Genomic DNA, 13,705 nt, shown 5'->3' with positions numbered 1-13,705 from the left:
TCTATCGTGGTCACCATGTCTCCCCCATATCCTCCGTACGAGCAGGTGCGCCGCGAGATCCTCGAGCAGGTCCGCACTGGTGAGCTGAGGCCGGGGGACCGGCTGCCCGCGATCCGCGCCCACGCCGAGGACCTCGGCCTCTCCGCCGGCACCGTGGCCCGCGTCTACAAGCTCCTCGAGGAGTCACAGGTCATCGTCACCCGCCGCGGGGCAGGCACGACGATCGCCCCCGGCGCCGCCCAGGTGGCACGGAGGCTGGCGGAGTCGGAGCGGCGCGGCGACGAGGTGCGGGCAGACGACGTGCTGGTCGGACTGTTCGTCGGCCCGATCGCGACGGCCCGCGCCCGTGGAGCCCGCGACGTTGAGATCCTCGCGGCGGTGCGGGCCGCGCTCGCGGGGAAGAGCGGCGGGGACGCGGCATGAGGACCGGCCCTCCTGTGGCCGGGGTGCGTGTCGCGATGCATGGCCCCGAGGCCGCAGCAGCCTTCCGGGACCGCGTGCTCGACGTCTGGAGGACAGCCTTCGGCCCGGTCGCGGATCCGCAGGACTGGAAGCAGAGGTTCTGGGAGCAGCACCGCTCCCGGGCAGATTTCCGGCTGGTCACCGCTGAGGCAGGGGAGGAGCTCCTCGGATTCGGCTGGGGATACACCGGGGAGCGGGGGCAGTGGTGGGCGGACCGCGTCGCCGCCGCCCTGGGACCGGACGCCGAGCAGTGGGTGGGAGCGCACTTCGAGTTCGTCGAGCTCGCGGTACGGCCTGCGCGACAGGGTCAGGGCCTGGGCGGCCAGCTGCACGCCGCACTGATGAACGGCCTCCCGCACCAGCGTGCCCTGCTGCAGACCGACGCGGATCCGCTCGCCGACGGGCACCGTCTCTACCGCGCCCGCGGGTGGGAGGTCCTCGGAGAGCTCCCTGCGGGGAAGGTCGTGATGGGGAAGCGCCTGGCGGCGTGATCCGTCTCGAGCGGCTGGGGCAACGGCACGGCACGGAGATCCTCGCCGGTCAGGACCGGGATCTCGCCGCGGAGATCATCGGGAGGCCGTGGACGGAGCCGACGCTCGCGGCGTTCCTGGAGCGCTGCGAACTCTGGCACGAGGACGGGCCGCTCCAGGAGTTCGCGGCGGTCGATGCTGCCTCGGGCCGGCTGCTCGGAGGCGGCGGGCTGAACCGCCTCGCCCCCGGGCTCGCGCGGGGCCAGGCGGCCCTGACGTACTGGGTGCTCGCCTCCGAGCGCGGCCGCGGAATCGGGGCGCAGATCGCCACGGCCCTGAGGGGTCGTGCACGTCGCGACCCCGGCCTGCGGCAGGCAGTGCTGCTGATCGCCGACGGCAACGATGCCTCGCGGGCCGTTGCCCGCCGGCTCGGTGCGTGCGCGGGGGAGGACCTCGTGCGCCACCCGGCCGACGGTAACCGGTACGTCCGGCGCTGGCTGCTGGACCTGCGCATCGGGCCGGAGCAGGGGTGGGATCAGGGACAGACCCTTTCGGATCCGGAGGATCGACGACCACCCTCGCGTCCATGAGCGACTGGGCAGGAGGGGTCTTCGACGGTGACTGTGAATGTGGACGACCGGGACCGTTCCTCCCCAGAATGGAGTTATCCACAGATTTTCTCCACAATGCCTGCACTTCTTGCTGGGAGAAGGTCGCGACGGTAAAATCGGAGAATGCAGTACAGGAGTTCTGGGAATCCTGGGAATCTCAGAGCGCGACGGCGGGACCCGACCCGCCGGGGTCGATCCGCACCGAGATGGATGCTCGAGGAGGAGGTGGAATCGATGACTGCGACCATGCCGCGTTCCCCTGTCGCGCCCGTCGCGGACGCCCCTCCTGTGCGCCGGGTGCGCGCACGCTCCGCGCTGACGGAGTCGACCCTCATCACGAGGGGGAGGCTCGAGCCCGGCAGTGCGGACGCCGCTGCCATCACCCGGATGATGGAGGTCCAGCGCAAGGAGTCCCGGCGCCATGCCCGGCACCTGCTCGACCTCGTTCCGTTCTGGATCGACCACGAGGACCCGGACCTCGCCGACGACCGTGAGGAGCGGAGCGTCGCGATCGCGATCGCCCTGCGCACCACCACGGCGCTGGCCTCCTACCGGATCCGTGACGCCCATATCGCGTTCGACGAGATGCCGCAGACCTTCGATCGGCTCGCCGCAGGGGATATGCCGTCGCACTGGCACCAGAAGATGCTGAAAGCGGTCCGTGATCTCACGCCTTTCCAGCGCTCTCAGGCGGACGGATACATCGCCTCCTGGGACCTCTCCTCCATTCCCGCCGATCGTTTCCAGGATGAGCTGCGGCAGCTGGTCTCCTGGTTCGAAAGGGTCGAGCCGCGCCATTGCCCGGAGCACTCCCGCGATGTCGCGATCGAGTCCAGCGGGCGCGACGACGGCATCGCCTGCCTCCGCGTGACCGGCCCGATCCCCGAGATCCTCGCCCTCGCTCGCCGGATCGACGCCTCGGCGACAGCGGTCCAGGCCGAGCAGCGCCGAGCGCTCGAGGCCGGGGCCCCGATCCCCTTCGATCTCGAGGGGGACGTCGCCCGTGACGGCAGCGCCATGACCCTCGCCGCCCTGCGCTACGCGATCATCCACCGCACCCTGCTCGACACCGCCGGTGTCGAGGTGCCCGCGCCTCGGCATCGCGTCAACGTCGTCGTCCCCGTCCTCACCCTGATGGGCCTCGACGACACCCCCGCCACCTACGGCGGGGTGACCCCGCTGCCCGCCGCCATGGCTCGCGCGCTCGCTGAGTCCGAGCCCGTCTGGCACCGGGTCTTCACCGAGCCGATCACGGGAGAGTTCCTCCCGCTCCCGGCCCAGCGCTATCGCCCCACCCCGGAGATGATCGAGCACCTGCGGCTGATCGCTCCCCGCTGCGCCGTCCCCGGATGCACGAAGGGGACCACCGATGACGCGGAGAACGACCATATCGAGGAGTTCGACCACGCCCATCCCGCTCGGGGAGGCCCCACCAGCATCGACAACCTCCACCGGCTGCACTGGGGACATCACGATCTCAAGACCGAGAGACGGATCGACCCCGTGCGAGATCCCGACGGCTCCACCACCTGGATGGTCGGCTCCCCACCTCTGGTCACCACCCGAGTACCGCCACGCGGGGACCTCGCCACGCCCCGTCTCGCGACCGCCATGATGGAGTCCTGGGAGCATCACCGGTGGATCACCGCGATGGAGGAGATGCAGCGCAACGGCGAGGATGAGCGGATCCACCGTGAATGGGGACCGATTGACACCGGTGCCGACAAGGAATGGCTCGACGAGGACGCCGCCCGCCGCGCTCGGTGGGACACGGATCCACCGTTCTGAGACTCCCTGGCGTGACATCCTGTGCCGATGCCCCGTGCCGTTCGCCTCGTGCCCCCTTCCGTGACCCGGTACGCCCAGTACCTCGACTGCGTCAGCGACTTCGCCGGCACGGCGATCGACGGGTCCGGTATCCGCGACCCGCAGCAGCCGCCCGTCACCGAGGGTGATGTCATCGACGTCGTCACCGCTCGTCTCGCCGAGGAGGATCCGGCGACCGAGCTCGCCGAGGGCTGGGTGCACTGCACCAGCCGCTGGATCATCGACGCCGAGACAGACGAGATGCTCGGATTCCTCGCCATCCGGCACCGCCTGACCCCGTCCCTGCTCGAGCAGGGCGGTCACATCGGCTACTCGGTGCGCCCCGCGGCACGGCGGCAGGGGATCGCCTCCCGCGCGCTCGACCTCGCGCTCGTCGAGGCGGAGCTGCTCGGCATCGGCCCGGTCCTGGTCACCTGCGACGAGGACAACCTCGGCTCCCGCCGCACCATCGAGAACGCCGGCGGACAGCTCGAGGACATCCGCGACGGCAAGCGCCGCTACTGGATCAGCGACGGGAACGGCGACGGACCGTGCTCTCGCGCCTGAGAGCTACCCTGTGACCATGCGGTACGGATTCCTGGGTCCCGAGACGACCTTCACCCATCAGGCCCTCCTGCAGGCGATCGCGCAGCTGCCCGAGGAGTTCACCACCGCGACACCCGAGCTGGTGCCCTTCTCCTCGGTCGCGACCGCCGCCACCGATCTGCTCGCCGGTGACATCGACGCGCTCATGGCACCGATCGAGAACTCGGTCGAGGGAGGGGTCTCCGGCACCCTCGACGTGCTCGCCGCGACCGACTCCATCACCATCGTCGCCGAGCAGACCGTGCAGATCACCTTCGTGCTCGCCGCCCGCGAGGCCACACCTCTCGAGCAGCTGACCACCGTCTCCTCCCACCCCCACGCCCAGGCACAGGTGCAGGGCTGGCTGCGGAAGCAGGTGCCCGATGCGCACATCGCCGCAGCCTCCTCGACCGCGGCCGCAGCCCGGGACCTCGCCGCCGCCCCGGCGAGCGAGGCCCAGGGCCGGGCCGCCGTCTGCTCGCCGCTGGCCGCACAGCACTTCGGTCTCGAGATCCTGGCCGAGGGCATCGAGGACTACGAGGGGGCGATCACGCGCTTCGTGCTGGTCACCCGCGAGGGTCGGATCCCTGCCCGCACCGGCGCCGACAAGACCACGCTCGTGCTCCAGCTGCCGCACAACCGCTCCGGCGCCCTGCTCGAGGCGCTCGAGATCCTCGCCTCCAACGGCGTGAACATGTCCCGCATCGAATCGCGCCCCGTCGGCGACTTCCTGGGTCGGTACTCCTTCTCCCTGGACATCGAGGGCCACATCGAGGACCGCCGCGTCGCCGCCGCCCTGCGCTCGCTGCACCGGCTGTGCCCCGTCGTCCACTACCTCGGCTCCTACCCCCGGGTCGACGGCCGGCGCGCCGAGGTCCGCGAGGACTTCGCCGATCACGCCTATGACGACGCCCGCGCCTGGATCCAGCGGCTGACCGGCATGATCACCCCGGCGGATCCCGGCGCGGCGATCTGAGCCGGCCCGCCCGACAGCACGGCCCGCCCGACGAGCAGGAGGAGACCACCGATGGCCGCCACGACATCGACCCCCGTGCACGGCACCGCCGCGGTCCGTGCGATCGACGAGCGGCTGCTCGTCCCGCTGCCGGAGGACGTCAGCGCCGCGCTCCCCTCGCGCGGCCAGGTCGCCGCCGAGGCCGTCGTGAACGGCCACGAGCTCCTCACCGTCCTCGAGCCCGACGGTCGCAAGGGCCATTGGATCCGCGTCGACGACGCACTGCGGGCGGAGCTGGGCCTGGAGGAGGGGGCCGAGGTCCAGTTCACGCTCACACCCACCAAGGCATGGCCCGAGCCGCAGATCCCGCGGGACCTCGGCGCCGCACTCGAGCAGGCCGACGACCTCGATCCGACCTGGGCCTCCATCACGCCGATGGCGCGCTGGGAATGGGTGCGTTGGATCGGGGCGACCCGGAACCCGGACACCCGCGCCCGCCGCGTCGAGGTCTCGATCGACAAGCTGCGCAGCGGCAAGCGGCGCCCCTGCTGCTTCGACCTCGCCTCCTGCACGGACCCGGAGCTGGCGCGCAGCGGCAAGCTGAAGGAGTGACCGTCCCCTGGCCAGAGGCGCACGTCGGAAGCCGTCCCTGCCGGCAGCCCCGCAGAGCACCTGCCATGAGCACCGCTTCGCCCGCCGAGCTGGTCGAGCGTCGACGGGCCGAGCTCAAGGAGGGACTGGAGCAGGAGGCGGCCTGGGCGGAGGGTCAGGTGCCGGGGCTCGCGATCAGCCCTTCGTGCCTCCGGTGCCCTCCGGAACCCGCAGCCGCAGCACCCCGGGGTCGACGGTGGCGATGAGGTGCGTGGCCTCGACGTCGGTGTCGCCGTCGAGCTGCACCGGCTGCGGCTTCGTGGTGATCACCCGGATGCCGGTGGTCAGGTAGCGCTCCATCGTCGAGAGCTTGGGCCCGTACTTCGGGATCAGCTTCGGGTTCATGACCTGGGCGGCGACCTGGCTGAAGCCGGCCGCGCCGCGCCAGCCCGCGACCACCACCTCGAGGCGGCCGTTGTCGATCGTCGCATCCGGCATGAGCACGAAGCCGCCGGGCAGCTTGCCCACGTTGCCCAGCAGCACGGTGCGCGCCTTGTGGGCGTGGCGGGACTCGTCGGGCAGCTGCACGACCACGTCCACCGAGCGGCCCAGCACGGTGCGGATCCCGCCGAAGATGTAGGCGATCCAGCCGATCCGCTTCTTCATCTCCGGATCGGTGTAGCCGATCATCTCCGCATCGGCCCCGAAACCGGCGATCACCAGGAAGATCTGCCGCTCCGCGGAGCGGGCGGCCGCCGCCGAGTCGCCGACGCGCAGCCAGCCGACGTCGACCTGGTGGTCGTGGCCGGTCAGCGCCGCGACCATCGCCGCGGCCGGGTCCTCCAGCGGGATCTCGACATTGCGGGCCAGCAGGTTCCCGGTGCCGGCGGGGATGATCCCCATCCGGGTGTCGGTGCCTGCCAGGACGGACGCGACCAGGCGCACGGTCCCGTCGCCGCCGGCGGCCATCACCAGATCGGCGCCGTCCGCGACGGCCTGCTCCGTCTGGCCCTTGCCCGGATCATCGATGGTGGTCTCATAGAAGACGGTCTCGGCGCCCTCGATCCGCTCCACGACGTCGGTGACCTTGCGTCGGAAGGAGTCGGTCTCGGAGAACTTCGAAGGATTCAGCACGATCGCGACCCGACGCAGCGAGCCGTCGTCGGCGCCACGACCTTCGCTGTCGTCCTTCTCCGCGGTCTCCGCGGTCTCCGCCCCGTGCTGTCCCTGCTCGCGCGCCTCGTGGCGCTGGGCGGCGGCCTTCAGGACGGCGAGCTCCCGGCGGTGGCGACCCAGCCGGCGCAGCACCACCACCAGCAGCACGATGGTGACGATGGCGGTGACCATCGAGGCGATGCTCAGCAGCAGCAGGGTGAGGTCCATGGGTTCAGAGTACTGCCGCGTCTGTGCGCAGGTACCCTGGTGCAATGATCGATCTGCGGCACCTGCGCGAGAACCCTGAAGCCGTCCGCGACGCCCAGCGGGCCCGTCGCCGTGACCCCGCCACCGTGGATGCGGTGCTCGAGGCCGACGTCCGCTGGCGCGAGTCCACGGCGGCCTTCGAGTCCGCGCGCGCCGAGCAGAAGTCCTTCGGCAAGCGGGTCGCCCAGGCACAGGGGGAGGAGAAGCAGGCGCTGCTGGCCGAGGTCAAGCAGCTCGCGGCCGACGTGAAGCGTCTCGAGTCGGAGGCCGGCGAGGCCCTGAGCATCCGCGATGCGACGCTGCGAGAGATCCCGAACCTCTCCGAGGGCGCCCCCGAGGGGCTCGAGGAGGACTTCGTGGTGCGCGAGCACGTCGGTGAGATTCCGCGCTTCGACCACCCGGTCAAGGATCACCTCGAGATCGCCGAGGGGCTGAAGGCGATCGACATGGCCCGCGGCGCGAAGGTCACCGGGGCCCGCTTCTACTTCCTGCGCGGCATCGGCGCCCAGCTGGAGCTCGCGATCCTGAACTCCGCGATCGATCAGGCCACCAAGGCCGGCTTCACCCCCATGATCACCCCCACCCTGGTGCTGCCCGAGTCGATGGACGGCACCGGCTACCTCGGCGAGCACGCGGACGAGGTCTACCACCTCGACAAGGGGGACGACCTGTACCTCGTGGGCACCAGCGAGGTGGCGCTCGCGAGCTATCACAGGGACGAGGTCCTGGACTTCTCGGACGGTCCGCTCCGCTACGCCGGCTGGAGCACCTGCTACCGCCGCGAGGCCGGCAGCTACGGCAAGGACACCCGCGGCATCATCCGCGTCCACCAGTTCCAGAAGGTCGAGATGTTCTCCTTCTGCCGCCTCGAGGACTCCTACGAGGAGCACGAGCGGCTGCTGGACTGGGAGCGGGAGATGATGGCCCGCATCGACGTGCCCTACCGCATCATCGACACCGCCGCCGGCGACCTCGGCACCTCCGCCGCCCGCAAGTTCGACTGCGAGGCGTGGATGCCGAGCCAGGAGACCTACCGCGAGCTGACCTCCACCTCGAACACCACCCAGTTCCAGGCGCGTCGGCTGAACATCCGCGAACGCACGGAGGACGGTCTGCGCCCGGTCGCCACCCTCAACGGCACCCTCGGCACCACCCGCTTCATCGCCGCGATCCTCGAGAACCACCAGCAGGCCGACGGATCGGTCGTGGTCCCCGAGGGCCTGCGCCCCTACCTCGGCGGGCGCGAGGTCTTCGAGGTCGTGGGGGGCGCTGCCTGAGATGGCGCTGTCGAATCCCCTGCGCCGCCTGCGCAGCATGCTCGGTGCTCGTCGTCACCGACGGTTCACCCGTTCGTCGGATGGCGATGGCACCATGCCCCCCATGGGCACCTCGACCACGACCACCGACCGTGACGCCACCCGCGCCCGTCTCCAGGAGCACCTCGCCGGGCTCGCGGGGGAGAGCCTGCTGATCGGCCTCGATGTGGACGGCACCCTCGTCGATCACGACGGCGCCATGACCCCGGACATGCACCGCACCCTGCAGCGGGCCGCTGTGGAGCACACCGTCGTCATCGCCACCGGGCGCTCCCTGGGGGCGACCCTGCCGATCGTCGAGGCCGCCGGGATCACGCGCGGCTACGCCGTCTGTTCCAACGGCGCGGTCACGGTGCAGCTGGACCCCGAGGCCGAGGGCGGCCACCGCATCGTCGACACCCGCTCCTTCCAGCCCGGGCACGCCCTGCGCACCCTGCGGGAGGTCGCGCCTGATGCGCACTACGCGGTCGAGATGTCCGACGGGACCTTCCGCTCCACGGCCGGCTTCCAGGACGCGAGCTTCGGGGTGCAGGCGATCGAGAGCGACCTCGACCAGCTGATGGAGCTCGAGGCGGTGCGCGTGGTCGTCCACGTGCCGGACCTCTCCCCGCAGGAGTTCTCCGAGGTCATCGCCGAGTCGGGGGTGCACGGGGTCGAGTACTCGATCGGCTGGACCGCCTGGCTGGACATGGCCGCCCCCGGGATCTCCAAGGCCAGCGCCCTCGAGGCGCTGCGGGAGAAGCTCGAGGTCCAGGAGACCCGCACGGTCGCCGTCGGCGACGGGTTCAACGACGTCGAGATGCTCTCCTGGGCTGCGGTGGGCGTGGCGATGGGGCAGGGCCCCCAGGGCGTGAAGGACGTCGCGGACGTCGTCACCGACTCGATCTACGAGGACGGCACCGTGCTGGTGCTGGAGCAGCTGCTGCGCTGAGGACCGCGGCTCAGCGTCGGCGCAGGGAGGCCCTCATCGACTGCTCCGCGGCACGATTGCGGCGGCGCAGCGGGCGCGCCCAGCGCGGAAAGATCACGTCGGGCAGCGGGATGAACAGCATCATCGCCCACAGGAACGGGAAGAACGCGAGCACCCCGACCGGTACGGCGACGAGGGCGAGGTACTTCCCGACCACGGGCAGCACGAGGGCGGCGAAGCACAGGCACATGACCCCGATCATGGGCGCTCCGAGGACGGTCATGCGCTGATCGATCGTCTCACCGCTGAGCGCGCTGGCCATCCAGCCCCGAGCGGCGGGGGAGCCGCCGTGCCGGGCCCAGGCGGCGTAGGCGAGCAGCCCGAGCCCCACCAGTGCGAGACCGGCGGAGACGAGGAGCCGGATGACCACCTGATCGTTCATGCCCTCAGTCTCTCATCCGGTGACCGGGCCTCGCGGATGGGGAGTGCTCCCCATCGCGCTCGCCCCCGATGTCGACCATGATGGCGAGGTCACGGATCAGAGTAGGGGAGAACATGAACTTCTACGGGATGGACACCGCGCAGGGCGAGGACTTCGCCCAGCTGCTCGCGGATCGGCGGGGGACGATCGAGGAGCGGGCCGGGCAGCTCGACGGCGTGATCCAGGGGATCGACGGCTTCTGGCGCGGCACCGACGCGGAGGCCTTCCGGGGCGACTGGGGCCGCGTGAAGTCGCAGCAGATCGCCGACGCGGTCGAGCGCCTGATGGAGCTCGCCCGCGAGCTCGCGCAGCATGCCGAGGAGCAGGACCAGGCCTCGGCCGATGGCCTCCTCGGCGGGATCCTCGAACAGCTGGGGGACATCTTCCCCCTGGACGGCGCGTGGGAGAACCCCCTGGCCGCCTTCGGGGACTGGCGGAACTGGATGACCGGCGCCCTCGATGCCGTGGGCAGGGCCGGCGACGAGATGCTCCAGTTCAAGCATCTGGCGAAGGTGTTCGCCCACGGCGGTGAGGATGCCATCGCGCCATGGCTCAAGACGGCCTATGGGCTGAAGTCCGCGGGGAAGGTGCTCGGTCCGGTGGGCACCGCCCTGACGGGTGTCTTCGCCGGGGTCGAGCGCTGGAACCAGGACGCGGGGGATCCGAGCATCAGCGACGGCGAGCGCGCGGTCCGCACGGGCGTCGACGCCGGGGCGAACATGGCCGGCGCAGCGGCCGGGGCCTGGGCGGGCGCGAAGGGCGGCGCCCTCGCGGGCGCCGCGATCGGCTCCATCTTCCCGGGCCCGGGCACCGCGATCGGCGGCGTCGTGGGCGGTGTCGTGGGCGCGATCGGGGGCGGGATCATCGGCGGCGGCGTCGCCGACTCGATCGTAGACTGGGCCCTCGGGTGACGAGTCCTCCGGGAGCACCGGCCGCATCGACCGAGGGAAGCGACGACGACATGACCCCTGACCTGACCCTGCACGAGGTCGCCCTCCCCGGTGTCCCCGAGCTCACCGCCGTCGTGGGCGTCCCGGCCGGATGGACGACGGAGCTGCTCGAGGAGCCGCCCGCCTTCCTCGCACGGATGACGCCCGAGCAGGCCGGTCCCTTCGGCGACAATCTCATCGTCAGCATCGAGCGGCTCGCCGACGACGTCCCCGAGGACCTCGAGGAGCTGCAGGGCCTCGTCTACGCGCAGGCCTTCGGCGCAGTCCCCGACTTCCACGCCCTCGACGACCGTCCCCTCGAGGTCGCCGGCGGCGAGGGATGGTTCCGGGCCTCGCTCCAGACCACCCCCGTCGGCCTCACCGCCGTGAACCGCCAGGTGTTCACGCGTCGCGGTGACGTGCTGGTGACCCTGTCCCTGACCACCATGGCGCTCCGCGACCGCGAGGTCGACACGCTGCTGGACCATGTGCTCGAGACCTTCACCGTCTCCGAGCTGGGGAGTGGATCCTGATGCCGATCGACTACGACCAGAGAACCGGCACAGTGCGTGGACGGGCCGCGGAGATCGAGACCGTGCACGCGGCCCTCGCCGCGGGCGACCCCAGCGGGGGCGGCGCCCTGCCCCAGGGCGACCCGATCCTCGAGGCTCTCGCCCAGGCGCTCGGCACCACGATGCTCACCCTCGAGGTCTCCAACTCCGGGCCCGGGGGGCACCAGCAGCATCTGCTCGCAGTGGGCACCAACGCGGTGATCGTGCGGCGCAGCCGTGCGGGGGATGCGCTGGCCGAGCTGGTCGGTGTTCCCTTCCAGGTGCTGCCCGGGGCGCTGACGCGGCTGGTGAACTTCCTCCCGGGACGCGCACCGGCCGAGGACGCCGCACCCGTGCGGCTCGGCGCCGCACAGGTGACGGCCCTCGCCTCCGAGGACGCCGAGGAGCGAGCAGCCGCCTGGCCCGCAGTGCAGGACCTGCTCTCGGGGCTCGTGGAGGCCGACGAGGCCGCTGCGAGCTGGCAGCTCGTCCGCGTGCACAGCGCCTGGACGGCGACCGACGGCGAGCCCACCGAGGACCTCGCGGTCTACCTCCGCGCGGGCGAGGCGTACTTCGTGCTCGTCCAGGAGGGGGAGGACCTCGACCTGGTGCCGGTGCCCTCGATCACCGCCTGGGAGGCGATGATGCACGTGCTGCCCGGGCATCAGGAGATCAAGGACCCGCGGGGCTGACCTCGAGGAGCATCTTGCCCAGGTGACCGCCCTCGCGCAGGACCCGGTGGGCCTCCTCCGCGCGGTCGAGCGGGACGCTGCCGTGGATCGGGATCCGCAGCTCGCCGGAGGCCAGCAGCGGCCAGGCCAGTGCCTCGGTGGCCTCGAGGATCTCGCGCTTGGCCTCGGTGCGGCGGGAGCGCAGGGTGGTGCCGATGACCCGGCCCCGCTTGCCCATCAGGAGCCCGATCGGCAGCTCCCCGCTCGCCCCGCCGAGGGTGCCGATGATGACCAGGCGGCCGTGCTCGCGCAGCATGCCCACGTTGGCGGCGAGCGTCGAGCCGCCCACCACGTCGAGGATCACATCCGCCCCGCCGGTCTCCTTCACCGCCGCGAGCAGATCGGTGGTGCGCCGGTTCCAGACCATGTCCGCACCGAGGTCCCGCACCGTCGCGATCGCCTCGTCGGAGCCGACGGTGGCGAGCACGCGGGCCCCCAGGTGGCGGGCCAGCTGCACGGCGACGGTGCCGATCCCTCCGGTGCCGCCGTGGATCAGCACGGTCTCGCCCTCGGCGAGACCTGCCTCGAGCACCAGGTTCGAGATCACGGTCGCGCACGCCTCGATCACGCCCGCCGCCTCGACCGGGTCGACGCCCTCGGGGACAGGCAGCAGCTGCGGTTCGGGGACGGCGACGACCTCCGCATAGCCGCCGCCGGCCAGCAGCGCGACGACCGCCTCGCCGGTGTCGCGGCGACGGCCGGAGACCTCCAGACCCGGCAGCTCCGAGGCGCCGGGCGGAGGCGGGTAGTGGCCGGCGACCTGCGCGAGATCGGCACGGTTCACGCCCGCGGCGATCACGTCCACGAGCACCTCGCCGGGGCCGGGGACCGGTTCGGGGATCACGGCGAGCTCGAGGCGGTGGTCCTCGGTGATGGTCATCGCGCGCATGCTCACGCCTCCACGTCGACCACGGTGCGGCCGCGGACCTCGCCGGCGAGGACCCGTTGGGCGAATCCGACGGTCTCGGACAGTCCGATGCCGGTGGTCATCGAGTCCAGCAGCTCGCCGTCGAGCTCCTCGGCCAGGGCGTCCCAGGCGCGCTCACGCAGCGGCAGCGGGCACTGGACCGAGTTGATCCCGGCCAGCGTCACCCCGCGCAGGATGAACGGCAGCACCGTCGTGGGCAGGTCCGGGCCCTGCACCAGACCGTAGGCGGCGACGGTGCCGCCCCAGGAGGTCTGGGAGAGGACGTTGGCCAGCGTCGTGCTGCCCACCCCGTCGATCGCGGCCGCGAAGCGCTGGGACTGCAGCGGCCGGCCCGGCTGTTCGGAGAGCTCCCGCCGGTCCAGCACCTCGGCGGCACCCAGCTCCCGCAGGTACTCGCCGTTCTCCACTCCCCGGCCGGATGAGGCGAGCACGCGGAATCCCCGGCCCGCCAGCAGCGCCACGGCGATCGATCCGGCGCCTCCGGAGGCGCCGGTGACCAGCACGTCGCCCGCGTCGGGAGTCAGGCCCGCGTCCTCGAGCCGCTGGAGAGCGAGCATCGCGGTGAACCCTGCGGTGCCGATCGCGGCGGCCCGGTCGGGGGAGAGGGCCGCGGGCAGGCGCACCAGCGCATCGGGCCGCACCCGGGCGCGGGTCGCGAAGCCGCCGTGCCGCGCCTCGCCGATGCCGTCGCCGTTGAGGATCACCAGATCGCCGGCCGAGAAGCGGCCGTCGGACCCTGCCGCAGCATCCGTCACCCGGCCCACCAGGTCGATCCCGGGGATCAGCGGATGGGCGCGGGCGATGCCCGTGCCGGCCAGGGCCATGGCGTCCTTGTAGTTGACGCCGGTGGCCAGCACGTCCAGGCCGACCTCACCGGTCAGCATCGACTCGTCGGCGTCCTCCAGCAGGCGCGGGGCAGCGCCCTCGGACTCGATCACGATCGCGCGCATGGATGCT

General features: G+C 71.7%; 16 protein-coding genes. 12 read left to right on the top strand and 4 right to left on the bottom strand.

Features of this window, described 5'->3' with window-relative positions:
* Positions 1-15 precede the first annotated feature (15 nt).
* The 7 genes from VF289_RS14415 (at position 16) to VF289_RS14385 (ending at position 5,501) form a co-directional block, all read left to right on the top strand.
* Positions 16-423, top strand: coding sequence for a GntR family transcriptional regulator (locus VF289_RS14415; protein WP_330884599.1), 408 nt, complete (start codon positions 16-18; stop codon positions 421-423).
* Positions 420-953 carry a GNAT family N-acetyltransferase gene (locus tag VF289_RS14410; RefSeq protein WP_330884598.1) on the top strand — a complete coding sequence of 178 codons (534 nt, stop codon included), beginning with the start codon at positions 420-422 and terminating at the stop codon, positions 951-953. Before VF289_RS14415 ends, VF289_RS14410 begins: the two co-directional genes overlap by 4 nt.
* Complete coding sequence (locus tag VF289_RS14405) at positions 950-1,522, top strand: GNAT family N-acetyltransferase (RefSeq protein ID WP_330884597.1); 573 nt, start codon at positions 950-952, stop codon at positions 1,520-1,522. Before VF289_RS14410 ends, VF289_RS14405 begins: the two co-directional genes overlap by 4 nt.
* Before the next feature lie 255 nt (positions 1,523-1,777).
* A complete protein-coding gene (locus VF289_RS14400) occupies positions 1,778-3,331 on the top strand; it encodes an HNH endonuclease signature motif containing protein (protein ID WP_330884596.1) in 1,554 nt (517 codons plus the stop codon).
* A gap of 27 nt (positions 3,332-3,358) precedes the next feature.
* Positions 3,359-3,916 (top strand): GNAT family N-acetyltransferase, encoded by a 558-nt coding sequence (locus VF289_RS14395; RefSeq protein WP_330884595.1) that lies wholly within the window; start codon positions 3,359-3,361, stop codon positions 3,914-3,916.
* Positions 3,917-3,932: 16 nt separating this feature from the next.
* Positions 3,933-4,910 carry a prephenate dehydratase gene (pheA, locus tag VF289_RS14390; RefSeq protein WP_330884594.1) on the top strand — a complete coding sequence of 326 codons (978 nt, stop codon included), beginning with the start codon at positions 3,933-3,935 and terminating at the stop codon, positions 4,908-4,910.
* A gap of 51 nt (positions 4,911-4,961) precedes the next feature.
* A complete protein-coding gene (locus VF289_RS14385) occupies positions 4,962-5,501 on the top strand; it encodes a YdeI/OmpD-associated family protein (protein WP_330884593.1) in 540 nt (179 codons plus the stop codon).
* A 174-nt stretch (positions 5,502-5,675) separates the two neighbouring features.
* Here the strand turns inward: VF289_RS14385 and VF289_RS14380 are convergent, their stop codons facing one another.
* Positions 5,676-6,863 (bottom strand): diacylglycerol/lipid kinase family protein, encoded by a 1,188-nt coding sequence (locus VF289_RS14380; protein ID WP_330884592.1) that lies wholly within the window; start codon positions 6,861-6,863, stop codon positions 5,676-5,678.
* A 44-nt stretch (positions 6,864-6,907) separates the two neighbouring features.
* Between VF289_RS14380 and serS the strand changes: the two genes are divergently transcribed.
* Entirely contained in the window at positions 6,908-8,179 is a 1,272-nt protein-coding gene (gene serS, locus VF289_RS14375; RefSeq protein WP_330884591.1) for a serine--tRNA ligase, read from the top strand.
* Positions 8,180-8,282: 103 nt separating this feature from the next.
* Entirely contained in the window at positions 8,283-9,149 is an 867-nt protein-coding gene (locus VF289_RS14370; protein ID WP_330884590.1) for an HAD family hydrolase, read from the top strand.
* A 10-nt stretch (positions 9,150-9,159) separates the two neighbouring features.
* Here VF289_RS14370 and VF289_RS14365 read toward each other — a convergent pair whose 3' ends face one another.
* On the bottom strand, positions 9,160-9,570 hold the full coding sequence (locus tag VF289_RS14365; protein ID WP_330884589.1) for a hypothetical protein: 411 nt from the start codon (positions 9,568-9,570) through the stop codon (positions 9,160-9,162).
* 77 nt (positions 9,571-9,647) lie between these two features.
* On the opposite strand from VF289_RS14365, the gene VF289_RS14360 reads away from it, so the two are divergent.
* The 3 genes from VF289_RS14360 to VF289_RS14350 are packed head-to-tail and all read left to right on the top strand — an operon-like array spanning position 9,648 to position 11,781.
* Entirely contained in the window at positions 9,648-10,520 is an 873-nt protein-coding gene (locus VF289_RS14360; protein ID WP_330884588.1) for a WXG100 family type VII secretion target, read from the top strand.
* 50 nt (positions 10,521-10,570) lie between these two features.
* On the top strand, positions 10,571-11,071 hold the full coding sequence (locus tag VF289_RS14355; protein WP_330884587.1) for a hypothetical protein: 501 nt from the start codon (positions 10,571-10,573) through the stop codon (positions 11,069-11,071).
* Entirely contained in the window at positions 11,071-11,781 is a 711-nt protein-coding gene (locus VF289_RS14350) for a hypothetical protein (RefSeq protein WP_330884586.1), read from the top strand. The genes VF289_RS14355 and VF289_RS14350 overlap by 1 nt, the downstream gene beginning before the upstream one ends.
* Here VF289_RS14350 and VF289_RS14345 read toward each other — a convergent pair.
* Together VF289_RS14345 and VF289_RS14340 are read right to left on the bottom strand one after the other, a co-directional pair.
* Positions 11,762-12,709 carry an NAD(P)H-quinone oxidoreductase gene (locus tag VF289_RS14345; RefSeq protein ID WP_330884585.1) on the bottom strand — a complete coding sequence of 316 codons (948 nt, stop codon included), beginning with the start codon at positions 12,707-12,709 and terminating at the stop codon, positions 11,762-11,764. The genes VF289_RS14350 and VF289_RS14345 overlap by 20 nt on opposite strands.
* A 2-nt stretch (positions 12,710-12,711) precedes the next feature.
* A complete protein-coding gene (locus VF289_RS14340; RefSeq protein WP_330884584.1) occupies positions 12,712-13,698 on the bottom strand; it encodes an MDR family oxidoreductase in 987 nt (328 codons plus the stop codon).
* Between the last annotated feature and the right edge of the window lie 7 nt (positions 13,699-13,705).

The organism is Brachybacterium sp. (assembly GCF_036379615.1).
In the GTDB taxonomy this organism is placed as follows: Bacteria; Actinomycetota; Actinomycetes; order Actinomycetales; family Dermabacteraceae; genus Brachybacterium.
The sequence above is the reverse complement of the archived record's forward strand: the minus strand, read 5'-3'. Positions and strand labels throughout refer to the sequence as shown.

Excerpts from the sequence above, each read along its gene's own strand:
- pheA (WP_330884594.1), top strand. The coding sequence starts at position 3,933 with ATGCGGTACGGATTCCTGGGTCCCGAGACGACCTTCACCCATCAGGCC.
- VF289_RS14345 (WP_330884585.1), bottom strand. The coding sequence starts at position 12,709 with ATGCGCGCGATGACCATCACCGAGGACCACCGCCTCGAGCTCGCCGTG.
- VF289_RS14355 (WP_330884587.1), top strand. The coding sequence starts at position 10,571 with ATGACCCCTGACCTGACCCTGCACGAGGTCGCCCTCCCCGGTGTCCCC.
- VF289_RS14395 (WP_330884595.1), top strand. The coding sequence starts at position 3,359 with ATGCCCCGTGCCGTTCGCCTCGTGCCCCCTTCCGTGACCCGGTACGCC.
- VF289_RS14350 (WP_330884586.1), top strand. The coding sequence starts at position 11,071 with ATGCCGATCGACTACGACCAGAGAACCGGCACAGTGCGTGGACGGGCC.
- VF289_RS14340 (WP_330884584.1), bottom strand. The coding sequence starts at position 13,698 with ATGCGCGCGATCGTGATCGAGTCCGAGGGCGCTGCCCCGCGCCTGCTG.
- VF289_RS14400 (WP_330884596.1), top strand. The coding sequence starts at position 1,778 with ATGACTGCGACCATGCCGCGTTCCCCTGTCGCGCCCGTCGCGGACGCC.
- VF289_RS14380 (WP_330884592.1), bottom strand. The coding sequence starts at position 6,863 with ATGGACCTCACCCTGCTGCTGCTGAGCATCGCCTCGATGGTCACCGCC.
- VF289_RS14365 (WP_330884589.1), bottom strand. The coding sequence starts at position 9,570 with ATGAACGATCAGGTGGTCATCCGGCTCCTCGTCTCCGCCGGTCTCGCA.
- VF289_RS14385 (WP_330884593.1), top strand. The coding sequence starts at position 4,962 with ATGGCCGCCACGACATCGACCCCCGTGCACGGCACCGCCGCGGTCCGT.
- serS (WP_330884591.1), top strand. The coding sequence starts at position 6,908 with ATGATCGATCTGCGGCACCTGCGCGAGAACCCTGAAGCCGTCCGCGAC.
- VF289_RS14360 (WP_330884588.1), top strand. The coding sequence starts at position 9,648 with ATGATGGCGAGGTCACGGATCAGAGTAGGGGAGAACATGAACTTCTAC.
- VF289_RS14415 (WP_330884599.1), top strand. The coding sequence starts at position 16 with ATGTCTCCCCCATATCCTCCGTACGAGCAGGTGCGCCGCGAGATCCTC.
- VF289_RS14410 (WP_330884598.1), top strand. The coding sequence starts at position 420 with ATGAGGACCGGCCCTCCTGTGGCCGGGGTGCGTGTCGCGATGCATGGC.
- VF289_RS14370 (WP_330884590.1), top strand. The coding sequence starts at position 8,283 with ATGGGCACCTCGACCACGACCACCGACCGTGACGCCACCCGCGCCCGT.